Below are 26,214 nucleotides of genomic sequence, written 5' to 3'. Positions count from 1 at the left end.
GGTGAACGGGGCGGTTGACGGCTAGTTGACCGGGATCCCGGAGACCATGAAGTCGTTGCTGTCCAGATCGGCGCCATCGACGTTCTGCAGTTCGATTTCCATGTCCGCCTGGGCATCGCCGTCGGCATCGATTTCCAGAATCTTGGTCTCATTGTTGAACCGGGCAGAGGTATCGCCGTAGCCGGCGAAGTCATTGGTTTCATCGCCTACGAACATGAACATGCCTTGATCGAAGGCCGAGATATCGATCTTGTCGGCCCCGACGGCGTCGAAATCCAGGATCACGTCGCGCAGCAGGCTGCCGATGCCGCTCTCCGACGGCGAGTTGTAGATGAACACGTCCATTCCCTCACCGCCTTCGAGAATGTCCGCGCCGCCGCCGCCGTAGATAACGTCGTTGCCGTCATCGCCGGACAGGCGGTTCGTGACGTTACTGCCGATCAGGAAGTCATCGAAGCTGCTGCCCTCGGCGTTTTCGATGTTGCTCAGGGTGTCGATGTCGCCGCTGTAGATGTCGTGGGCGGTGCCGCCGCCAATGGTCGACGGGCTGATGTATTCCATGCTGTTGCTTAGATTGACGATGACCCCGTCTGTCGGGTTCTGGAAATAGCTGACGGTATCGTTGCCCGCGCCGCCGTCCAGGGTGTCGTAACCCTGCCCGCCGATCAGCAGGTCGTCGCCGCCGCCGCCGGACAGGTCGTCGTCGCCGCCGTTGCCGAGCAGGATATCGTCGTGGGCAGAGCCGACCAGGGTGTCGATGCCGCTGCCGCCGGCGACCAGGGTGTTTGCCGCCCCGCCGGAGGCATCCGATCCGTTGGCGACGGCGAAGCGGTCCAGTGCGTCGCCGTCGCTGAATTCGAATTCGATGTAATCGAGCGAACTGGCCGCATGGTTGGTCACGGTGGTCTTGTGGACATAGCCGCTGCCGATGTCTTCATAGAACAACATCAGGTCCGTGCCCGACCATTCGGCGCCGATAAATTCCATCGGGTCGCGGATGATCAGGGTGTCAATTCCGTCGCTGCCGCCCGCCAGGGTAATGATGTCGCCGGTGGTCACGGCGGCGCTGGCGATGTCCATTGCGAACGCGCTCGTGGTCGAGGCCAGAATCCAGTCGTTGCCCGCGCGCCCGTTGTAGGTGTCGTCGATGTCCGTGCCCGTGCTGGTGGTGATGAGGATGAAGTCGTCGATGTCGAGGATACCCGTCATCCCGGCAATGTTGATTTCCATTTCGACGCCCGGGTTGACGATGATGACATAATCACCATCGGTATCGAACTTCAGGATATTGCCATCCCGATACACTGATGCATCGCCACCACCCAACAGAACACCGCTTCCGAGGGAGAATTCAACACCGTCGGCGATCACGCCTTCGAGGACGATCTTGTCCTCATCGGCGTTGAAGTCGTCGATGGCGTCGCGGTTGCCACTGCCGACACCGGAGTCGGCTTCCGCCGTGAACACGAAGTAATCTGGGCCCGCGCCGCCGGTATGGGTTTCCTGGACGGCGGTGGCGATGATGGTGTTCGTGCCGCCGGTGGTTTCGATCAGGGCGGTGCCGTTGCCGTCCCGGACATCCGTGCCCGCGAGCGGCGTGGTGACGCCCTGAAGCTTGATCAGGGTGCCGTTGTAATCGGTCGTGCCCGTGCCCCGGCCCTTGACGTAAAGATAGCCGTCGCCGCTGTCGGTGAAGAACACGACCCGGTCCTGGACGCTGTCGTCGATGGCGATGGCGTCGACGGTCGCCTGGACCGGGCCCGCATGGTCGTATTCTTCGATCATCAGTTCCAGGCCGTCCATGCCGCTGAAGCGGATCGTGTCGGCGCCGCCAGTGAAATCGGTGATCGTGTCGTAGGCGACGTCTACGGATTCGTCGCCGCGGGTGTATTCGAAGCGGTCGTTGCCGGCGCCCCCGGTGAAGGTATCGGCCCCGCCTTCGCCGCGGAACCGGTTGTCGCCGCCGTCGCCGGTGAACACATCGTTGAACTGCGAGCCCCGGATCTGTTCGATGTTGAGCAAGGTATCAACTCCGCCGTCGCCGTCGTTCGTCACCTGGCCGCTGCCCAAGGTCAGGTCAACGGTGATGGCGCTCGCGGCGCTGCGGTAATCGGCGCGGTCCGTGCCGGCGCCGCCGTCCAGGGTGTCGTTGCCGCCGCGCCCGATCAGCACGTTGTTGTCGCCGTTGCCGGTCAGGACGTCGTCGTGAATGGAGCCGGCCAGTTCGTTGACGCCGCCCATGAATTTGTCGAGGCCGGTGCCATCAGACTGGCCGGTTAGGTTGCCACTGTTGCTGGTCAGCCTACCGAAACCGGTCACGCCGCCGCCGAAGGTCACGGCATCGTCCAGGGTTACGGTCACGCCGCCCATGGCATCGCCGTAGTCGGCGCGGGTGTAGCCGTTGCCGGTGATGGTGTCGTCGCCGCCGCCGCCGCGGATGGTGTTGGACACGCCGATGGTGGGGATGAAGGTGCTGCCGTTACCGTCCGGGTCGAAGGCGTCGAACTGGCTATTGTCCCAGTTGGTCATGTCGAAGTCGTCGGCGAAGTCGCTGCCGATGATCTGGTCGATGGTGCCCAGCGTGTCGGTGCCGACCGAGGCATCGCCCGTGACCGTGTCGCCGGTCACTGTAATCCCGGCGGTGGCGTCGGAATAGTCGGCGATGTTGCGGTCGACGCCGGCCTTGCCCCGCGTGCCGCCGGTCAGATAATCGTTGCCACCGCCGCCGATCAGCACGTTGCGCCCGGTCAGGCCGTCGATAATGTCATCCCCGTCCGTGCCGGGCAGTGGGATGTCGTCCCCGTTGATGCCGATGATGACGTCGGTCACCGGGGCGATGTCCAGATAGATGGTCCGCGTGTCCGTGCCGCCGAAGCCGTCGGAAACCGTGACGGTGAAGGAATCCGCACCGAACGTATCGAGGGTGGGGGTGTATTCGTAGCTGCCGTCGGGATTCAGCATGACCGTGCCGTTGGCGGCATTGACGTCCAGGGTGAAGGTCAGAGCGTCGCCGTCGATGTCCTGGGCCGCGATGCGGCCGCGCAGGATGGTGTCCTCCGTGCCGGTCAGCGGCCCGCTGGGGTCAAGGCCGCCGTAAATTTCCGGTCCCGTGTCCATATAGACCGGGCCGCCATAAGGGATGCCACTGAAGGAGTTGACGGCATCGCTGATCGACGATACCGGGTCGCCGCCGGCGCCCTCGTTCAGCGCCACATTGAAGACCAGCCCGGTGCTTTCCGCCGGGATGGGTTGTTCGGCGCCGTTCTCAATCTCCCAACCCGTGCGGGCGACGTCCCAGATGCGCACGTCGGCGATTTCGCCGTCGAAGAAATAGTCCTCGTCGCTGTCGTGATAGCCGCCGATACGCATGTCGTTGGGATAGGTGTAGGTCATCGCCGCGCCGGAAATCTCCTGCGCCGCGACTTCGATGCCGTTGACGAAGACCCGCGCCGTCCCGCCGTCGTAAGTGGCGGCGACATGGGACCATTGGTTCAGGTTGATCGCGCCGACGGGCGTATCAATGACCTGCAGCACGCCGTCGACGGTGAATGCGAAGCGGATGACTTCATCCAGGCCCAAATGCAGGCCATAGCCACTTTCATTGCCGCCGTCGTCGGTGATGTTACCGACAATGCCGGCCCAATCGGACGACGCATTCGGATTAATCCAGGCTTCCAGAGTGAAGGTGGTATCGACCTCGAATGCCATTTCCAGGCCGAAGTTGATGACATCGTCCACGCCGTCGAAGGTGACCGCGCCGGATGTCACGTTGGAGCCCAACAGAAGCGGGGAATGGTCGACGATATGGGCGTCCCCGACAAGGCTGCCGTCGTCCCCGTAACCATCCAGCGATAGTTCATTGATCAGAGTTGCCGGCGGCTGGCCATCGAAATGGCTTTGCGCCATGTCGGCCTGAATATCCGTGGCCTGGCGGACCTCGTCGAAGAGGCGGACCTGCGCGACGGCGCCGGAGAAGGAATCCGTGGGCGTTTCGCTGCCGTCGCCGTTGGACGACCCGATGGCCATCGTGGTCGCCGCCGGCAGGGTGCTGGTGCCGATGTTGCTTGTGCCTTGGGAAGCGCCGTTGACGAAGGTTTCGAACGCCCCCGTGTCGCCGTCATAGGTGATGGCGACGTGATTCCATTCACCGGCCGTCAGCGCACCGCCGGCCCCGGTTCCGGTCGCGACGCCGCTGGTGAACGACAGGCCGTTGCCGTTGAGCGCAAACACGAGGTCGCCGGCGCCGACGGCGGCGATGGCCTGGGTGCCGATCAGGTCGTCCGGTTTCACCCAGGCGGCGATGGTGATCTTGTTGGTGCCGTCGACCGGATTGATCTGGGTGACGTTGACCATGTCGCCTGCGCCGTCGAGCACGGCAAAGGCGCCGAACGGATCCGACGGCGGGCCGCCCGCCGTAATCACGTGGCCGTTGCCGGAAACATCAATCAGGGTCGGGTCGTTGTCGAGGGCCTCCGAACTCGTGTTGTCCAGGGTATAGCGCGCCGCCAGGCCCGTGGGGTCGGCAAGGTCGGCCTGCTGATGGTTGTCGGCGATTTCCTGGGCCGTGCGTTCGTCGGCCCAAATGCGGATGTCGTCGACCGCTCCCTTGAAGTGCTCGGCATTGTTGAAGCCCTTGCCGAAGAGGAACGCGCCGCCGTTGTCGATGGTGAGCGCGCCGGTGCCCGAGGCCGTTTCCGCGCCGTCCACATACAGGCGGAAGGTCGTGCCGTCGTAGGCCACGGCGACATGGTGCCAGGCGCCGTCGTCGATGGCGTTGCCGGTGTCGACGATTTCGATGGTGGTGCGGTCATCCGTGCCGATGCCCAGCTCGCCGCTTCCGGTGACGAAGATTTCAAGGCCCTGGTTGCCCGTACCGGTGCCGAACGATGCCAAGGTGCCCGCGCCGACAGGCTGGACCCAGGCTTCGATGGTGAAGGGCCCGTTGACCGCGGGCAGCAGGGCCGCCGGGTTGTCGACCTGGACGAAGTCGTCGATGCCGTCGAACTGCGGCGTGTTGACGTTGGTCCGCGCGCCCAGGATGACCGGCGCGTCGTTGGTGTTCTGTACGTCGAGCAGGATCGTCCGCGTATTGGTGCCGCCGGCGCCGTCGTCGACGGTGACGGTGAAGCTGTCGCCGCCCGCGTAATCCGGATGGGGGGTATAGGTGAAGGTGCCGTCCGGTTGGACGTCCACCGTGCCGTGGGCGGCGCCCACGTCCAGGGTAAAGTTCAGGTCGCCTGGTCCGTTGTCCAGATCCCCGGCGACGATCTGCGACGAGAACGATCCGTCTTCCGGGACGACCAGAAGGCCGCCCGGCTGGGTGATTTCCAGGCTGTCGATCTGCGGGCCGTTGGCGACGACTTCCCGGTTGTACAGCGAGACGTGGTTTTCCGCGTACAGGGTTGAATCCTGCGCCGCCAGGGTGGCGGTGTTTGCGGGATTGCCGGCCTCGGTCACCGTGAAGGTCAGGTTGTAGCCGTCATCTACGATCTGGACATCATAGGTCGTGCCGTTGGTCAGGATGATCGAACCCATGCCGGAATCGCCCAGGCTGGTCCCGACGCCGTTCTCGTATCGGAGGATGGCCAGCTTGTTGTCGCCCGCGGCCTGGGTGACGAAGGAGATGCCGTTCGTGACCTGATAGAAATTGCCGCTGTCGGCGACGCCGTCGGACCGGGTGACGATCGAGAAGAAATCGTTGGCGGTGTCCTGGAACGTAAAGCTGGTATTGACGATCACGGGGTCGGTTGCCGACGGTTCGTACTCGGCCGTGGTGGTGACGATGGCGCGGTTGCCGAGCGTCAGGGCGCCGCCGGCTTCTGCCGCGGTCGCGCCACTGCTGGCCGTATCGACCGTGAAGGCGGCCGGGTCCAGGGTGCCGTCGTTGAAGTCGTCGGCGAAAAAGGTCGCGGTGTCGATCAGGAAGTCCGGCGAGGACCCGCCGATGGTCACGTCGCCCAGCAAGGTTCCGACGTTGTCGCCGCCGGCAAGGTCGACCACGATCCCGCCGTCATCGCTGTCGAGCGGATAATAAGCAACCAGGTTCGGTTCGGCGCCGGTCAGGCGCAGGCTCATGTCGGCGGCGATATCGTCGGCGGTGCGCGCCACGTCATAGATGCGGACGTCGGAAATCTCTCCCTGGAACTGATTTGTTCCATTGGGCGCCTGGCCGATATAGGCGCTGTCCGTTCCGATCGCGAGGGAAAGATCGACGGGGGCGGAGACGGAAACCCCGTCGAGGAAAATTTCAGAGAAGCCGCCGGACGTCGTAACCGCGACATGGTGCCAGACGTCGTCATTGATTGCCGGCCCGCCGGTTATGAAGTTGACGTTCAACGAATCGAACGCCAACTGACCGCTTCCCTGAATGAATAATTGCCCGTTGGTGCCGGTGCCGGTGGCATTGCCGATCGACAGGATGGCGTGATTGACAGCGGTTGCGTCTGTCTTGACCCAAGCAGACCAGGTGAAGTCGGCAGCGCCGTTCGGCAGGCCCACCGGATTGGCCAGACTGATGCTGTCGCCGCTGCCGTCGAACTGCGCAACGTTGCTTGATTGCACCACACCGAGAATTTCCGGCGCGTCGTTGACCGGCGAGATGGTGACGGTCTGATCGAAGGCCGCGGACGTGCCACCGTCGCCGTCCGACAACGTGAACGAAATCGTCCTGGGGGCTGCACCCGGTTCGACCGTATCGTTCTGGAAGGTCACGGCGCGGGCCAGTTGTTCGACAACACCCGGCGTCGCGAAGGTGGTCAGATCGATGGAAAGCGCGCCCGAGGCACCGTCCAGGTTGATGATGCCGATCACGTCCTGGCCGATGCTGACGAGGCTGCCGTTCGTCATGCCGGAACTCAGATCGAATGCCGCGCCGGCATCGATGGCCAGCACGTCGCCGATCTGATAACCGCCGGTAACATCGATGGTCAGGGCGCCACCGTCGAAATCAGCGCTGTCGAGATCGGTTATCTGAATGGTCGGGTCGACGATTACCGGCGCGCCGTCTTCGGTAAAGTCGGCCGCAGGCCCGGCGGACGTCACGGTCGGCGCGTCGTTGATGTTTTCGACGCTGATGGTGACGGCAAACGGCGTCGACGGGGCGCCCTGGTCATCCGTGACCAGGAATTCGATGGTGCGGTCGGCCAGATCCGGCTGCACCGCCGTGGAATTGAACGTGACCGAGCGCAAGACCTGTTCGTATTCGGCAATCGTGCCGGTGCCGGTCAGCGTCAACGCGCCAGTGGCCGCGTCATAGCTGCCGCCGATGGCCCCCACGGGGGTGAAGGACAGGATATCCGTATTGGCCTCGAAGGCCGTGGTGATGGTTACCGTGGCGCCGTCAAGGGTCGTGCTGTCGACATCCGTCAGGGTGATGCCGCTGTCGACAACCAGGGGGGCTCCGTCTTCCACATAGGTCTTGCCGTCAAGGCCGAAGGAAATGACGCGCGCGCCGATTTCCGTATTGTCGGCGGTGGCGCCGACCGGGTCGGACTGGCGGAACACGGCGATCAGGTTGCCGTCGGCGTCGGCGGCGATGGCCGATTGCTGCTGGTTGCCCGCCGTATTCTCGTTGACCGTGAATTCCGTGCCGACCTTGGCGCCGGCGGCGTCGAAGCGCTGTGCGCGGATCGCCGTGCCGTCGCCGTCTGCGGCGACGTCGTTGGTCGACCAGGACACCACGAAGCCGCCGTCGGGCAGGGCCGCGATGGAGGGTTCGTTCTGATGGCCTGTGATGTCTGTGTTGGCCAGCAGATCACCGGTTATCGGCGTGCCGTCGGGCCCGAAGATACGATAGCCGATGCCGCCGGCGCCGTCGTTGTCGCCGGAGGCGATGTCGTCCGTGCGCCAAGCGACGACGAAGTTGCCGTTCGACAGGGTGGTGACCTCGTGCTGGTCCTGGTGGGTGCCGCCGCCCTGATTTACCGCGACGGCGAATTCGGCGCCCAGCGGCGTGCCGCTGTTGTCGAATACCCGCGCGAACAGGTCGTTGTCGCCGTCCGTATTGTCGGTCCATACCGCGACGAAACCGCCGCCGGGCAGGGCCGCCAGTTCCGTGCCCTGGGTGGCCGGTGTGGGCGAGGACCCCAGCAGGAATTCACCGGTGACCGGCGCACCATTGGGGCCAAAGACGCGCGCGGTGACGTCCTGGCCGCTGGCGATGCCGGGATCCTGTTGATCAATGGCGATGACGAAGCCGCCGTTCGACAGGCCCACGACCGTGCCGCCGTTCTGCACCGTGCCGCTGAAGTATTCGCCGACATTGAAGGCATCGGCCCCCGGGGTCGATCCGTCGCGGGAAACCGCCTGGCCCGTGGCGTCGTAGCGCTGAACGTAGAGGTCCGACGTGGTGGCATCGGCGGCAGTCGGCTGATTGACGTAGGAAACGATGAAGCCGCCGTCGGCCATCGGCGAGACCCGGGCATTGTATTCGCTGCCGGGAACGGTGTTGGCGATGACGAATTCCGGGCCGTCGGGTCTGCCGTCGGCGTTGAAGATGCGCCCGATGGCGCCCAGGTCCGCGCCGCCGCCGACGCTGTAATTGTTCCAGGTGGCGACGAACTTGGTGCCGCCCGCGAAATAGGTGACATCGGCGGCCGACTGTTCGCCGGTCAAGGCCGTGTTGACCAGAACTTCCGCATCGAAGGTCGCCGTGCCGGCGGGCAGGGTCGTGGTGGTGATCTCGGGCGCGTCGTTGACCGGCGTGATGTTGACGGTCTGATCGAAGGCCGCGGAGGTACCGCCGTCGCCGTCGGAAACCTGGAAAGTGATGGTGCGTGGAGCCGCGCCTGGCTCAGGGCCGACATTCTGATAGGTCACGGCGCGCGCCAATTCCTGCACCAGGGCCGGGGTGGCATCCGGATCCAGGTCGATGACGATGTTATCCGCCGTCGTCGCCGCGTTGATCAGGCCGATGTCCGTGCCGGATACGCTGACCACGCTGGCCATGGTCAGCCCGGCGCTCAGATCCACGGCACCCGACGTGTCGATGCCCAACAGATCGTCGACCGTCCCATTGGCGGTGATCGCGGCGGTGAACTGGCCGGTGTCGAAATCGGCGCTGTCGACATCACCAAGGTCGATGGCGGCATCGACGGTGACGGCGAGGCCGTCTTCGATGAAGGTCGCGGCGCCGCTGGCGGACGTGATTTCGGGCACGTCGTTGACGTTGAGCACGTTAACGGAAACCGTCTTGGTCGCCGTCGCCCCCAGGCTGTCGATGACTTGGACCTCGAAGGTATCGGTGCCGACGAAGTCCGCATTTGGGGTGTATTCCCAGGCGCCGTCGGTCGGGTTGACGGTAACGGTGCCGTTCGTTCCCTGGGCCGCGACGCCGAAGGTGAAGTCGTCATTCTCCTGGGTGTCGCCGTCGATGTCGGTGGCGATGATCTGGCCGCGCAGGGCCGAGTCCTCGGCCAGGGTGAACAGGTTGTTGTCCACGAACACGGGCGTGCTGCCGGAGTAGGTGCCCGTGCCGCCGTTGCCGGTGACGTCGCGGAACTGGTCCGTCGTGCCGTTCAGGACGTCGTCCAGGTGCCAGGCGCCGGTCAGGGTCGGGTCCGTGCCGTCGGGCAGGTCGTTCATGTCGGCCTGGATCTCGCCCGCCGTGCGCGCCACGTCATAGGCGCGGACATCGAAGATTTCGCCGAAGAAGGGTTGGTTGGCGGTCTGCCAACCGCCGATCGTCACGGAACCGTTGTCGATGCTGTTGATCGCGGCGGTGGTCGTGGCGACGCTCACGCCGTCGACGATCAGCTCCAGGTTGCCCGCGCCGTCGTGGGTGAAGGCGACGTGGTGCCACAGACCGTCATTAATGCCGAGGGAATCTTCCAGCACCGTCGGGCCAGAGTCCGGGGCAAGCGCTTGAACCCGACCGTCGCCGGTGACGCGAATTTGCGCGTAATCGCCGGCCGGGTCTCCGACGCGGATGATCGTCTGGGGATTGGCGGGGTCATCCGTACGGAACCAGGCTTCGTAGGTGAATGCGCCCGTGCCGGTGGCCAGCGACGAGACGCTGTCCGAGACGATGTTGGCGCCGGACGCCAAGGCCGTCGTGTCGACAATGGTCCCCGTCTCCTCGACGGTGATGGTGCTGCCGTCCGGTGAGATGGCGGCGATCGTGTAGGTTCCGTCGTTGGCGGTCAAAGACCCGGAGACGGTGAAGGTCTGGCCCGCCGACAGCCCGGCGAAGGTGCCGGCCTGCCCGGCGACGATCTGATCCGTGGCGGCTAGGAACTGCAGGGTATTGCCACCCGAGGCGGTCAGGTCGATCACGCTGGCGTCGGCGGTGTCGACAGAAACCGTCCCGTCGAAGCTGAGCGCCTGGCCGATCAGCGGCACGGCGAGGGGGGCCGTGGGACTGGTAATGTCGATGACGGTCGGATCGGCGGCGTCCGCGCCGGTGACCGTGCCGACTGTGGCATCGGCGGAGGAACCCAGCACCCCCTGGTTGGTGATGGTGCCGTCGGCGACATCGGCGGCATCAATGGCGTAGTGGATCTGCAGGTCGTTCGTATCGACCGCGCCGGTCGCGTCGGCGGCGATTTCAGTCGCGGTGCGTTCGTCCGAATAGATACGGAAATTGCCCATTGCACCGTCGTACTGAAGGGTGCCTTGGAAATGCTGTCCGATGAACAGGTCGGCGCTGCTCAACGACGCCACGGCGCCGCTGGCGGAACCGTCGAGAACCCCGTCGATGTAGAGTTTGTAGTTGCCGGCCCCGTCGTGGGTATAGGCGACGTGGTGCGGCTGGCCGTCGTTGAGGGCGGTCGAGGAATCGACATAGGCACCGGAGACCAGTCCGGCCCGCAAGCCGCCGGATATCGCATTGTCGCCGATGTTGAAGAGCAGGAATTGGTTGGCGGAAAGGGCATCCCCGACGCCGGCCAGATAGGCCAGTGTGTCCGTCGTCTCGATTGTGAATTCGACCGAGAACGCGCCGGCGAAGTTGACGCCGGTAGTGTCCGCCTGAATGAAGTCGTCGGTGCCGTCAAACGCGAGGGCCGGGCCGGTAAGCCCGCTGCCCAGAATGCCGTCGGCGGTGGCGCCGAGCGAGCCCAGGTTGGTCGCCTGGCCGTCGGCGAAGTCGTAATAGACCAAGGGGGCAATGCCCGAGTTGGCGCCGCCCGCGTCGGAGGCGACTTCGTTCGCCGTGCGGGCCTCGTTGTAGATGCGGAATTCGTCGATGCTGCCCTTAAGCGGGAAGACCGGGTGGTTGATGGCGACATCCTGTGTCGCGTTGCCCAGGTTGTTCACCGGATCGACGCCGCCCGGCGTACCGTCGACTGCCACGCCGTTCACGTAAACGACGATCTCGCCGCTGGGGCCGTCGTAGGTGAAGGCCACATGCGTCGGCTGATCGGGGATGACGACGCCGGGTACGGTGGTGAAGCTCGAAAGTTGGCTGTCCGTGCCGCCATCGCCAAGTTGGACGACCAACTTGCCGTCGGGATAGGTCGTAAAGGCCCAGCCGGCGTAATCACTGTTGAAGTTCTCGGCGATCCGCACGCCGTCCGCAGGCGGTCCGGCAAGATTGATCACGGCTTCGACGGTGATCGACGCGGCATTGATGATCGCCGGATCCGTGGGAATCGTAATGTAATCGTCCACCCCGTCGAACTGCATGCCCGCGCCGTTGGTGGTGACGGCGATTTCCGGATTGCGGTTGACCGTGACCGTGGCGGCCGTGCTGCCGTAGTCGATGGTGACGGTATATTCGGGGCCCAGGTTGTGCTGGATCGTATCGAAGATGTTGTCGATGCCGGCTTCCAGAACACCGCCGTCACCGCCGATTTCCGCCGTGTGGCCGGAATAGGTCAGGATCTGGAACGAATTGCCGTCGACGGTCGGATCAAACCCGGGCGCGAAGGTTAGGTTCAGAGTGTCGCCCGCCGCCGTCAGGTCCATGGTGTCCAGGTTAAGCACGTCGTGGGTGACGTTGTCCGTAACGTCGATGTTGACGCTGGCGCCCGGGTCCAGATTCAGCGGCCCGCCGGTGATATCCAGGGTGCCGATGTTATCCACTCCGGCGACCTCGATGATGCCGTCGCCGGCGATGTCGGCGGCGTTTGCCAACTGGATCGTGCCCTCGCCGGTGATGACACCCGCATTTTCGAGATTGACGCCGTCGAGGATCAGCGTCGCGCCCGCGCCGACGGAGATCTCCCCGCCGTTGTTGGAAAGGAAACCGGGGGCGGTGATCGTTACCGTGGCGCCCGGGGCGACGGTAAACGCGCCGTTCGGCGAATTGATGACGGTCGGGGCGGCGATTACGGTGCCGGTTCCCTCGATGGTCAAGGTGCCGTCGACGTTGAGGTTTACCGAACCGCTGACAATGTCGCCGTCCAGGGTCAGGTTGCGGCCGTCACCGATGGTGAGGGTCGGGGCGCCGACGCCGTCGATGGTGATCGCGCCGCTCAGCGTCAATTCCGAGTAGCCCGGGTAGAGGGTGAAATCGCTGGTCAGCGTCAGGCTGCCCGTGCCGGCCAGATCAAGGGCACCGGTGCCGGACAGATAGGTGTCGCCGTCGACTATGGTCTGACCGTCGCTGACCGTCAGCACGGTCGCCGTTGCCAGATCGATGGTGCCGGCGGCCGCGTTCAAGATGCCGCCCGCAAGATCGATGGTGGCGCTGGCGTCGACGGTAATGGTGCCGTTGGCGGTGTCGATGCTGCCTTCGATGATGCGCTGACCGCCGCCGCCCGATGTATCACTGAAGGTGATGGTGCCGGTGTTGGCGATGCCCGGGTTGCCCACGGTCAGGACCGCATCGGCTGGGGCCGCGTCGAAATTGTCGATGACGATGGCGCCGGCGTTGACGATGCCGAGCGTCACATCCAGGGCGACATTGCCGCTACCCGATCCCCCCAGGATGAGTTGCCCAACCTGATCACTGTCGATCTCAATGGCCAGGGCGCCGTTGATCTGGTTGCCGCTGCCGGTGACGGTCATTCCCCCGGCGATGCTGTCGTTCGAGGAGGCAGCCAAGCTGATCAGCGGCAGCCCCAGGGTTGCCGCGCCGCTCAAGGCGACCGTGCCGGCGATGTTCAGGTCGCCGGTGCCAAGTACGGAGGCATTGCTGACGGTCACCGTGGCGCCCTGTTCGACTGCCGACGGTACCAGCACGTTCAGGGTGCCGGCCAGAATGTTCAGGTCGGCGTTGACCACCAACTGGCCCACCGTCTCGTTGACCGGACCGTTGTTGAAGGTAATGGGTGCATATCCACCGTCGTTGATGACCGCGATGGTCGTTGCGTCGGGAATGCCCGAGGTCCAGTTGGCGGCGTCGAACCAATCGCCGCTAAAGTTCAACTGATCGTGGTCGCTTCGCGTCAACCCGCTTTCCAGGGAGACCTGAACGGTCGCATCCTGGGTGGCGGTGCCGCCGTCGCCGCTGTCAACCGTGAAGGTCACTGTGCGGGCCACCGTGGCGGGTGTGTCCGCGCCGTTGATGAAGGCGATGGTGCGGGCCAGGGCCTGGACAGCGGCGGGCGTGGCGTCGGAATCCAGGTTGATCAGCAGGTCGCCGGCCGACCCGTCGTAGGTGCCGTCGATGGTGCCGATCGACACGCCATTGAACAGCACGGTGGTTCCGGACAGTGTGATGCCGCCGGCTTCCTGAACCAGCAGGGCGTCGCCGGCATTCAGGTTGCCCGTGACCGCGGCCCTTAGGGAGCCCGTGTTGAAGTTCGCCGTATCGACGTCGGCGATTGCTATGCTGCTGTCAATAACGACGGCGTCGCCGCCTTCCTCGAAGGTCGGCGCCGGATCGCCGCTGGCCGTGATGACGGGATCATCGTTCACGTTGTTGACGGTAATCGTCACCGTCGCGGTGCTGGCGATACCTGCCGCGTCGGTAACGCGGAAGGTGAAGCTGTCCGTGCCGCTGAACTCGGCATTGGGGACATAGCTGAAATCGCCGTTTGATTGGATCGTGACCGTACCGTTGGTGGCTTGGCCGCCACCGGCGACGGCAAAAGTCAGCGTGTCGCCCAGGTCCGGGTCGTTGGCCGTCAGGGTGCCGGTAATGGTCGTGTCTTCGTCGCCGCTTGCGGTGTCGGCATCAGCGGTGGGGGCATCGTTCGACCCGGTGATCGTCACCGTCAGGGTCGCCACGTCGGTGCCCGCGTTGATCGCCTGGGCCGAGGTCGTGAAGGCCTGGCCCGCCAGGTTGGCGGTGATCACGACTTCGCCGCCACCACCGACCGAGGCGGTGACCTTTCCGGCGATTACGCCGTTGGCGTTCAACTTGGCGACGATGGCGTCGCGGACTTCGTTCGCGGTCGTCTCGTTGGTCACCGTGTGGGAAATGCGGGTGCCGTTGACGGTGACCTCGAACACGTCGCCGCGTTCCACCGTGCCGCCGACGGTATAGGTCGAAACCTGATTGATCCCGCTGGCGTTGGCCACGGTATTGGCCAGAGAAATTGTCTGATCGTCCGTTCCGGCATGGCCGTCGGACACCGTGTAGGTCAGGGTTCCCGTCGCCGACTGCCCGGCGGCCAGGGGCTCAAACTGGCCGTTCGGATTGACCGTGTAACTGCCGTCGGCGTTGATCGTAACCTGGGCGACCACCGGATCGCCGTTCGGCAGGGTGAAGTTCACGTTCTGTGCGACGCCGACCGTGCTGCCGTTGACCTTGATGATGCTCAGGCTGTCGCCGGTGTCGATGTCCGTGTCGTTGGCCAGCAGGCCCGCCGCCGCTGTCTTGCTGATCGCCGTGCTGTCGTTGGCGGTGGTGACGAAATCGTTCTTGGCGTCCGGGTTGTCGTTGGTGGGCGTGATGTCGATGGTCACCGTCGCCGTATCGAAGGACGGCGGATTGGCCCCGTTGGATACCGTGTAAGTGAAGGTGTCGGTGCCACTGTAGTTGGCGTCCGGGGTATAGGTGACCCGACCATTTGGAACGGTGATGGTATCGGCATCGGCGGTGACGTCGCCTTGCGTCGCGACGCTGGTGACGATCGGCGTGCCGGGCACGGCCGACGTCAGGGTGATGGCGCCGCCGCGACCGGCGCTGGCCGCGGAAACGACCGCCGCCATGCCCGGTGTGCCGTTGATCAACTCCGCGAAGAGTTCGGCGTTGCCTTCCGCGTTCGAGCCATCGTCCAACGTGTAGGTAACACTGATGCCGTTTACGGTCAGCGTGATCTTGTCACCGTCGGTGAAGGTAGGACCAAAGTTCAATTCCCTGACTTCGGGCACGATGGTGATCTTGCCGTGGGTGGGTTGGCCGACCGCGGCGATGGCCGCATTGGTCAGGTCGCCGCCGTCGGCGCGTTTGTCGTTGCCCAGCACGTCGAAGGTAATGGCCTGGTCTTCCAGCACCTCGTCGTCGCCGCTGACCGGTCCGCCGTTCGTGGCGTCACCGTCGCCGATCACGTCGTCGCCGGCCACGGGGGCGGAATCGCGGGCTTCCTGCTGGATACGCAGTTCGGCCTCGTTGCGGGCCTTGAGGATCGCCTGTTCGAACTGGGCCAAGCCCGATGCCGCCTGGAAGGCGGCCTGCTGGGCGATGGTCGCCTGGGCGTTCGCCGTGGCGGCGCCGGACAGGGCGTCGGGCACGTAGCCCTCGGCGATTTCCGCCAGCAACTGCGCGGCGGTCACCACGTCGGACGGCACGGTCGGGCTCAGGGCGGGGGACAGGTTGCCCAGGTTGTTCGCCGTGTTGACGATGACGGCGGCGCTTTCCGCCGTCAGGTCCCCGTCGCTAAAGATCGGCGCCAGGCCGTTGGCGGCGGCCCGCGCCGTGCCGGCGGCGGTGCCCGCCGTGTCGACGGCGTCCTCGATGGTTTCGGCGATGGCGGCCGCCTGCTCCAGGCCGTTTTTCAGGGCGCGCAGGGCCGCCTCGGTGCCGGTGCGGGCGGCGCTGATGGTCGGCGCTTCGCCAGCCACGCCGTCCTGGTTGGTGGCGCTCGCCGTGATCCTCAGGAAATCCGCCGCCGGATCATTGGAGATCAGCACCAATTCACCGTCCTGGAAAGCGGCCGATGCGGTGAATTCAACGTTGTTGCTGGTGAGAGCGGTATTGATTTTGGCCACCAGGGCGTCACGAATATCCGCAAGATCCGTGCTGCCGCCAGTCTCGCCGCCGACCGTAAGTACGACCGGAAGATCGACGGCGCCGTTGCCGTCAGTGTCGAAGGAAACGGTCAAGGTGTCGCCGGCTTCCACGGTGCCGCCGATGGTGACCGAAATGGTCTGGCGGGTCGCGGCGATGGCGGCGTCCAGCGCCGTGACGGTAGTGTCGAGCGCCGTTGCCGTTGCATCGCCGTCGCCGTCATTTACGCCGTCGGCCAACAAGTCTTCGATCGTGGTCTTCGCCGCGTCGGCGGCAGCAAGGGCGGCAAGGATTTCGGCCGAAGCGCTTTCGGCCCCGGTCGCGTCACCATTTTCCGTGACCGTCACGCCGAGGCTGCTGCCGGATGTGGTTGCGGCAACGACGAAGCCGCCGGACCCGCTGGTCGCCGAAGCCTGGGCAACGCCTTGAAGGTCGGCGTGATCGTTGACGGCGTCGACCAGAGCGTCGCGGATGTCGTCGATGGTGTCGCCGTCCTGGGCCGTGACCTCGACCGTCACGGTGTCGCCGTTGTCGACGTCCCCCGGGGTCGGGTCGATGGTCAGGGTGAATACATTACCCGCCGCCGGGGTGCCAGTCAGGGTCACCTGATCGAAGCTGGTGGCGAGCTGCAGCATCTCTGCCGCATCGGTGATCGCATCCTCCGCCTTCGTCAGGGCGGCGGTGGCGCTGGCCGTGGCCTGAGAGAAGGCGGCCTCGGCAGCCTCGGCGGCGGTGTCGGCGTCTTCGTCGGCGGCCCGAATTGCCGCATTGTTGGCGGCGGTGATCAGGTCGGCGATTGCGTCGCCGTCCGTGCCGGCGAGGTCGGCCTGGGCCTGGGCGCTGGCGGCCGATTGGGCCGCGGCCGCGGCATCGCGCACGGCCGATGCGACCGAGGAATTGGTCGCTGTGACCTGGGATTGCGTGTCGGTCAGAAATGCCTGGGCGACGCTACCGGCCCCTTCTTGCGCGACGGCTGCTTGGGCTGCGGTCAGGGCGTTCCCGGCGGTGGTGCCGGCCGCGTTGGCGGCGGCAAGCGCGCTTTGGGCGGCTTCGCTGGCGTCGACGGCGTTCTGTGCGGTGCGGTCGGCGACGGAGCCGTTGGAAATGGCATCCAGGCTGAGGGTGTCGTCGCTGTCGTTCGGAATGCTGGTCAGGAACGCGCCGGCGGCACCGGCCTGGGTCGCTGTCAGAACCAGGGCCCCCGTGCCGCCCGCGGCGACGGTGATACCGGCGATGCCGGCATTCTGGATCGCCGTGACCAGGGCATCGCGCACGGCGTCGGCATCGTCGCCGACGCTGATCAGGCCGCTGGCCGTCGATACGGTGACCGACGTCCCCGCGATGTTGATCGAGAAGCTGTCGCCATCGGCGACCACAGTGTCGCCATCAACGGTGACCGTGTCTTGCTGTGTCACCTGATCGGCGTTGACCTGGCGTTGCACGCGGGCGGCCTGATCGTTGGTGCCGCCGGTCGCATTTGTTGCGGACGCCGTGGTGGTGAAGGAAGTGCCCGGGGTCACGCCGGTCAAGCGGATGGAATCGGCGGTCGCGCCCTGGCTGACGGTGACGATGCCGTCCAGGGTCCCGGCGTTGGTCAGCTGCTGGATGAAAGCGTCGCGGACTTCGGACAAGGTGGTTTGCGTCGTTACGGTGAAGTTCGCCGAAGTCGTGCCGACGGTGATGAAGAACTTGTCTCCGGTCTCGACCGCGCCCGACAGGGTGACGCGCGTGACCTGGGTGGTTTCCAACTGCGCTTCGATGGCGTCCAGAAGGTCGTCGTTATCCAACGAATCCCGGCTTAGAACCTCGCTGACCGCGTCGCCGACGGCCTTTGCCGTGCGGGCGTGAAGCGCTGCGTCGGCGGCGGCCGTCTTGGCCGCGGTGGCCTGGGTCGCGGCGTCGCCGGCGGCGCCGGCCGCGTCGTCATTGGCTTCTTTGGCCGCGATGGAGGCGGCGGCGGTCTTGGCTGCGCTATCGGCCTTGGCGGCTTCCGACTCGGCCGTGGAGGCAGCGGTCTGGGCATCCGTCGCCGCCTGCGCCGCAAGGTCGTCGGCGCCGCGCAGGTTGGCGGTGGTCGTCACCGCCTGGGCCGCGTTGTCCTGGGTGCCGCCGCCGTCCGTGGCGGTCGCCGTCGCGGTGAAGGCGACGCCGGCAACGTCGGCGGTGATGGCCAGTGTTTCGTCCGTATCGCCGGCCGCGGCGGTGACGGCGTCCCCGGCGGCGCTGTCGTTGATCAGCGTGATCAGGGCGTCGCGGACCTGGGTCAGGGTCGTGATGGAATTATCCGTCGGGACGGTCAGGCTGACCACGGTGCCGTTGACCGTGACCGAATAGGTATCACCGGCCTGCACCGTGCCCTGCAGGGTGACCGTATCCAATTGCGCGACGTGCGTGGCGCCCCCCAGGTTGCCGGTGACCGTCGACGCGGTTGCGCTTTGGTCGTCGTTGGCGCCGTTGTTGGTCGCCGATGCCGTCGCCGTGAACCCGATACCCGGCATGGCCGCGGTCAAGGTAATGGCGCCGTCGCCGCTGCCGGCGGAGGCGACCACGGAATCGGTGGCGCCGTTGGCGGGAGTGTTGATTTTGGTGACCAGGGCATCGCGCACATCGGCGATGGTGATGCCGGTCGATGCCGCGGCCGTATCCGTGCCGACGGTGACCGCGACCACGTCGCCGTCGATGGTGACGCGATAGACGTCGCCGTCTTCGATGGTGCCGTCCAGGGTCACCGTATCCGTCTGGGCCACGCCCTCGGCGGTGGCGACGGCGGCTTGGGCCTCGTCGGCGGCGGCTTGGGCGGCCGAACGGGCGGCTGCGGCGCGCGGGATATTGGCGAGCGCCGCGGTTGCCAGGTCAGCCTGGGTTTCGGCGGTCGCGGCGGCGGTCTCCGCCGATGTGGCGAAGCCGGATGCCTGATCGGCCACGGCCTGAATCTCGGCGGCGGTGCCGCCCGGTGAATTCAGCGCGGCGGCATCGTCGGCTGCGGCACGTGCGGTATTGTAGGCGCTCAGCGCCGCCGTGGCGGCGGAGGTCGCCGTGGTCAGGGCGGCCTGGGCGGCGGCAAGATTCACGCCGACGATGGTGGCCCCTGTGTCCGGATGGGTGCCGCCGTCACGATAGACTTCGGCCAGATCGGCGGCCGCATCGGCGGTGGCCGCGGCGTCGCTTGCGGAGGCATAGGCGGCCTGCGCGTCGGCGACCGCATCCAAGGCATCCTGCAGCGCCGCCTGGGCGCGGTCGTTGGCCTGTTTCACGGCCTGATAGGCGGCGGGGTCGATGGTCTGGGCGGCGGCGGAGGCGGTGAAGTCGGCCTGTGCGTCGTCGGCGGCCGTGCGGGCGGCCGTCAGCGCGGTCTGCGCCTGGCTCAGGCTGGTGGAGGCGTCGGTCGCGGCCAGTTCCGCCGTGGTCGCGGCAGCGCGGGCGGAAGTTGCGGCGGTGGCGATGGCCTGGATGTCCGACACCCGGGTCTGGGCAGAAGCCTGGGCGGATGCGGCCTCGGCGGAATCAGCGGCGGCTTGATCCGCGGCGGCTTGGGCATCGGCCTTGGCCTGGTCCAATGCCGCTTCGGCGGCTTCGATGCGGGCGGCCTCAAGCCCGGCTTCGTCGGCGGCGGCGACGGCGGCTTGTTTCTGCGCCACCAGCAGGGCGGCGTTGGCGGCGGCCACGGCCTGTAGCGCCGATGCGGCGGCGGCCTTGATCGAGGCGATGGCCGCCAGTTGCGTGGCGTCGGCGGCATCCTGGACGGTGCGCAGGTTATCCGTGGTCTGAATACCGTCATCCAGATCGTCAAGCGCGGCGGCGGCATCGGCGGCGCTGTTGATGGCGTCGATGACCGCCTGTGCCGTCTCGGCGGAGATCGGCAGGTCAAGGTCTTCCGCCGCCTGCAACAGGGCGTCAAGGGCGGCCTGGGCCGCCTCGGCGGCGGCGGTGGCGGCTGCCGCTGCGGCATCGGCATCCGGCGTGGCACCGGCGGCGGCGGTGGTGGCAAGGACCGCCTGCTGGCTGGCCGTGGTCGCCTGGGCCTTGGCGCTGGCCAGGGCTTCGGCGATTTCGTCGGCGAGGGAGTCGAGGAAGTTATCGACCCGGGTCTGCGCGGCGCCCTGGGCGTTGATTTCAAAGGCGGCGGCAAAGCTGGCCTGAGAGGCGGCCTGGGCGGCCTGGGACGCGGCCTCGGCGGCGGCCTGTGAGGCCGCATCGGCATTGGCCTGGGCGATGGTGACGTTTTCGTTGGCGGCATCGGCGGCGGCCTGGGCCTGGGCCAGGGCATCCTCGGCGTCGCTCAGCGCTTGTTCGGCCTGGGCGACGGCATTGTCCCAGACCTGTTCGATGGCGGTGTCGACGTCGTCGTCTCCGTCGTCCGCGGCGTCCCGTTCGGCCCGTACCTGGGCCAGCGAATTGGTGCGCGAGGTGACCGTGGCTTCGGCCGCGGCCAGCGCCACGTTCGGCGCGACGGCATCGGCGGTCGCCTGCTCGGCGGTGGCATTGGCGGTTTCGGCGGCGGCGGATGCGCGTGCGGCGGCGGCGGCGGCATCGCGCGCGGCTAGGGCGGCGGTGGCGCGATCGCCGGAGGCATCCCCGGACGTCCAGGCGGCGACGGCGGCATCCGCGTTTGCGGCGACCTGGGCGGCGGCTTCGGCCTCACCGGCGCTGATGGCGGCAGCGGTAGCGGCAGCCTGGGCACGGTCGGCTTCGGCCTGGGCAGCAGATCCTTTGCCAAGGGCCGCGGCCTGGGCGGCGTCGGCGGCGGTTTGCGCCTGGTTGGCGGCGTTACGTGCGGCTTCGGCGGCATCGGCGGCAAGGTCGGCGGCACCAGGAATATTCGAGGTCGCCAGCGATTGCGCCGTGGCGGCGGCTTGGGCGGCGTCCTGGGTTGCCGGGTCATCATCGGATGCCTGGGTTTCCGCCTCGTCGGCAAGGCGGCCGGCTTCCTCGGCCGCGACGGCCTGGGCGGCGGCGCGCTGGGCGGCGGCCTGATCGGCGGCGGCCTGGGCATCGGCGGCGGCCTGATCTGCGGCAGCCAGGGCGTCTGCGGCGGCTTGTTCTGCCAGTTCCGCGGCGCGGTCCTCGGCGGATTGCAGGTCGGCATCGCTGCGGGCGTCACTGGCCGAGGCTTCGGCGTTGTCGAGCGACTGCAAGGCGGCACCGGCGGCGGCGGCGGCGCTGGAAGCCGCCTGCGAGGCCCGGTTCGCCTGCGCCGAGGCTGAGGTCGATTGACCGTTCACGACGATGCTGCCGGCACCGCTGGCGGCCTGGATCGCACGGTTGCCGTTGAGTTCGGCGGACGTGGCGGCGGCGGCGGCGGCCTGTTCGGCAATCGCGGCGGCGGCGGCGGCGGTTTCCGCGATGACGGCGGCGGCTTCGGCAGCTTCGGCGTTATTGGCGGCTTCGGCGGTGGCGGCATCCTGGGCGGCCTGCTGCGCCGTCAGGGCCAGTTCGGCGGCGATCGCCGCCTGCTGTTCTGCGGTGGCGGCATCGGCCGCGGCGGCGTCGGCGTAGCCCAGGGCTTCGTTATAGGCGGCAAGATCAGCCGCGGTCTTCGCGGCGGCGGCGGCCACGGCGGCGGCCTCGGCCGCGGCGGCGGCTTCTTCCTGTCCTTGGGCGCCGCCAAGGGTCTCATCGAAGTTGATGGCCTGAACCAGTGCCTCGCGCAGGGCGGCAACGGTTGTCAGGTTGGCATCGACGGTGATTTCGATGGTGCTGTTGACCGCGACGACGGCATCGGCGTCGGGGTCGAGGTCCGCGGAAATGGTGATGGTGTAGGTGTCGCCGATTTCCGGTGTGCCCAGAATCGTTACCGTGGTGACCTGGCTGCCGGTTTCCGTGGTGGCGGTGGTCAGCACGGCCGTCCCGTCATTGTCGTCCGTGGCGCCGCCGTTTGATGCGGAGACGTTAACGGTGAACGTCTGGTTCGACACGTTGCCGGTGATCAAGATGGTGTCGGCGGTCGGACCGGCCGTTGCCGAGACCAGACCTTCGTCAGCGACGGTTTCCTGTTTTTCGGACAGGGCCAGGGCGGCGAATGCGGCTTCGGGACTATCCGGTTCCGGATTGATGAAATCGGCCAAATCCGCTGCGGCGGATGCGAGAACCGATTTGGCCTTGGCCAGATCGATCAGTTGTTCCGCCCGGTCCGTCTGTGCGGTGGCGGAGGCCAGGGCGGCGGCGCGCGCGGCGACGGCTTCCGCGCTTTGGCTGGCATAGCTTAGATTGGCGGCATTGGTGACCGCGGTTTTGACGGTGGCGATATAGCTGTCGAGTGACGAGATCAGGGCATCGCGGACTTCGGCCTCGGCCGTGGCGACCTGCGTGCGCAGCGCGGGATCGCTGGTTGCGGCGGCCGGGAAGTCGAGGATGTCCGTGCGCGCCTGCAGGTCGGCGTTGCCGCCGGCGGTATCGGAGGCCAGGAACGTGGTGACATTGAAGCCGGCGATGCTGACGGCGGCGTCGAGCAGCGCTTCGAGCGCCGACTTGGCGGCGGCATTGGCGGCGACCTTGTCGGCGGTGCCGACGATGGCATTGGCCTGCGCCGCGTCGGCATAGGCGTTGACCGCGCTGGCCAGCAGCGACAATTGATTGGTGACGGTTGCGATGTCGTCGACGGCGATTTCCAGCGCCGCGTCTGCCTGTGCCTCGGCGGATGCCTGGGCGACCGCCAGATACCCTTCGGCCTGTGCCTCGGCGGACTGGGCCGTCGCCAGGGCGTTGATGGCGGCGAGCGATTCGGTCAGTTCGGCTTGCGCCACGGTTTCAAGGTTGGCGACCGTGGTGCGGGCCGCGTTGGCCACCGCCGTTGAGGCATCGGCGACCTGATCGGCACCGTTGATATACCCCGGATTACCCGCCGTAACGTCGTCGAGGGCATCCAGGTCGATCGTCGCCGTGGAGCTGTCTGGGGCGGTGACGGTCGTTGAATCGCCGACAGCCAGGGTGCCCGCGTTGTTGGTGACGGTGACCTGGACCGTGGAGATGTCGTAGCCGCCGGCACTGTTCTGTGCCGCGATCAGGAAGGTGTCCGTCGCGCTGGCGCCATTGGCAAGGTCGGCATAGGCGTCGGCATCGGGCGTGTAGACGACGTTACCGTCGGCGTCGAAGGTAACCTCGCCCTTGTCGCCGTCGCCGATCCCCCGCGCGCGGGCCTGGGCTGTTTGCGCCGCGTTCTGGAACAACGCGAAGACTTCTTCCTGAAACTCAACGGCGGCCTCGGCATTGGATTTGTTCTGTGTTGCCAGGGCCAGTGCCGCCGCAAGCGCCGGGGTGCTTGATCCCGCCGCCGTCGCGTCGTCCAGCGCCGTGGTCGCGGCTGCCAGGGCGGCCTCGGCCGCATCCAGGTTCTGTTGCACGCCGTCGGCGGTCAGCCCCGACAGGGTGCCGGAAACGGTGGTCAACGTATCGCCGGACCCGGCAGTCACGGTGACGTCATCGGATACCGTGATCGTGCCGTCGACATTGGTGATGGTGACGGTGATGGTCTGCAGGTCGAAACCGCCGCTTTCGTTTTCGATGGCGATCTTGAAGGTGTCGGTCGTGCTGTCGCCCGGGTTCAGGGCGGCGATGGCCGCATTGCCCGTATCGACGGTATACGTCAGCCCGCCGTCGGCGTCGGCGACCACGTCGCCCTTGTCGCCGTCGCTGGCCCCTTTCTGGATCGCTTCGGCGCTTTTCGCCGCGTCCTCGAAGGCCTCAAAGGTTGCTTTATCAACGGCTTCGTCGACCAGCTTGGTCAACAGATTGGCGCGGGCGGCCAGCACGTCGCCGGCGGCGGTGACGGCTTCGGCCTTTTCCGCGGTCGCGGTTGTCTGCGCGGCGGTCGTGGCGGCCTGCTTGGTGGTCAAGTCAGCCTGCGCCGTGCCGTCCTTGAAGGCCTGGGCGGCCTCGCGGGCCTGGGATGCACCTTCGATCGCGGCGGTCGCCGTGTCGGCGGCGGACTCGGCCGTGTTGGCGTCTTGGACCGCCTGCTGGAACTGCGCGATTACGGCCGGGTCGACGGTGCGGGTCGCAACGAAGGCGTCCAGGGCGGTGATCGCCTGTGCCTTCAGGCCATTGACGGTTTGCGCCGCGGTAACGGCCCCGGCCTTTGCCGTCAGCATGACGGCCGGATCGGTGGTGTTCAGAGTGCCCTGGGCGGCGGTCGCGGCCTGATCGGCCGCGTCGGCAGCCTGCACCGCCAGATTCAGCACCGACAGCAGTTCAGGCGGCAGATCGGGCTTGGATGAAACGATGTCGCGGATCGCCGTGACCTTGGTGGTCACGATGTCGACGACGTTTTGCAGGTTGTTGATGTCTGTGGTCGTCGCGCCGGCGGCGGCCAGCTTGCCATTGATGTTGGTGCTGAACGATGTGGCGGCGGCGGCGCGCGCGGCGGCGACACCACTGCCAGCGGCGGCGATGGCGTCGGTCTTGGCGGTTGTCGCGGCGGCGATGGCGGCGTTCACCACTGCGGACATTTCGGTGGCGGCAGTGACCAGGTTTTCGCCGGTCGCGCCGTCCAGGCCGACGGCCTCGCGCAGGGCGGCCAGGGTCTCGGCATCGATTTCGCCGCCCGACGCGGCGACGGACAGCATCGCCTGCGCCGACTGGATCATAGTGACCAGGGCTTCGGACAGGGCGCGCGCGGCGTTGAGGGCTTCCAGCGGCGCGACGACAACCTCGATCAGGCTGTCGGTGTCCGTCGTCGACAGGCCGGCATTGGGGCCAAGGACGGAGAGCGAGCCGCTAAGCGAACTGACGGCCGTCGAAGCGGCGGTTTCCGCATTGGCGGCGGCAGTCGCAGCACTGTTGAGCAGCGAAAGGGCCTGATTGATGGATGAAAAATTTGCCGTATTGAACGACAGACCAGCCTGCTGCTGCAGGATTTGGAGAACTTCCGGCGGCAAATCCTGGATCGTCTTGGGCGGCGGCGCCAGCCCGGTATCAATGATGTCTTTGAATGCGTTGAGCCGGATGGCATTGATTTGCTGCTGGGCGAGCCCTTCGGCGATCGCCTGATCAAGCTGCGCCAGTTTGTTGGCCAGGGACTCCATCGCGTCTTGGTCCGCGGGCGGCGTGTCGGTGCCCTGCTGCCCCGGCACCAGGCTGTCGTCGCCACCTGACGGTGACGGCGGCAAATAGCGGAGAACACCGCCGTATTGCTGCTGAATTTGCTGCGCCGTAATGATGATCGGCGGCGGCGGGGCCAAATTGATGGAGGCGATGGAGACTGTGGCGCCAGCCTGGTTCAGGACGATTGTCCCGGCGTTGTTGGAGATCACCACTTCGCCGACGAAATTACCTTCCGGCAGAATCGTGAAGTTGCTTTGCTCGCCCTCGGGCGCGGCCTTGCCGGCCAGGGCCGTGCCGCGGATCCCGATGGTCGCCGTCGGCGTGTTGATGAGCATGTTGTCCGGGCCGGTCTTGGCGATCTGGCCCGAGATGAAGGAGAACGCCCCCTGCACGATCGACGCGCCGAAGGTGCCGGCCTGGGCCTGCGGATCGTAGACCATTTCGTCCAGGACCATGCGGCCGTTGTCGGCGAGGGAGAAGGTCGATTCGTCAGCGAATTCCATGCCGACGGCGCCCAGCGGCCCGGTTTCGATGACGTCGCCCTGATAGACCGGGTCGCCGACCTTGAGAATGGCCTTGGTGCCGTCCGCGTGGGTGGCCTCGACCTTGCCCGAGACGGTGACGATCTTGCCGATCGGCTCAGCCGCACCCGCGGGACCCGCCTGGGCCTCGACGCCGGGGGCGGCGGGGCCGGCCAGCTTGACCGCAAGGGGGCCGTTGATGACGGCCCCATCGGGGGTCACCAGATCGGGGGGATCGGCGAACTTGAAGAAACTTTTGATGAGGACCTTGGAACCGTCCTTGCCGACCAGCAGCAGATCAGGCCCCTGGCGCACGAACTGCGCCTGGAGAATCCAGCCGCCATCAGGCACATGGACCTGTTCGGCGCCCGCCGCATCAAGGACAAACGAATTGGCGCTGCTCCAATCTTGCGGTTCTGCGCTTTTATCGTCCGTGCCGGGAATAAATTGGTTTGTGGCCACCCCTTAAGTGCTCGCTCTTCTGTGCGCACGACAGCACCTATTGGTCGCCGCCGAAGCAAACCCTCCTAATTCCCTAGATTGAGCACTGACTGCATGACCCGTCGGTGCGCGATCTTGGTGTCTCGTTCGCCGGGC

At 66.5% G+C, this 26,214-nt stretch carries 1 protein-coding gene; it reads right to left on the bottom strand.

Annotated elements, in window-relative coordinates; all coding sequences use genetic code 11:
* Positions 1-21: 21 nt before the first annotated feature.
* A complete protein-coding gene (locus KFF05_14010) occupies positions 22-26,079 on the bottom strand; it encodes a tandem-95 repeat protein (protein UTW53793.1) in 26,058 nt (8,685 codons plus the stop codon).
* Positions 26,080-26,214: the final 135 nt, after the last annotated feature.

This window comes from bacterium SCSIO 12827 (assembly GCA_024397995.1).
GTDB lineage: Bacteria > Pseudomonadota > Alphaproteobacteria > Rhodospirillales > Casp-alpha2 > UBA1479.
The sequence above is the reverse complement of the archived record's forward strand: the minus strand, read 5'-3'. Positions and strand labels throughout refer to the sequence as shown.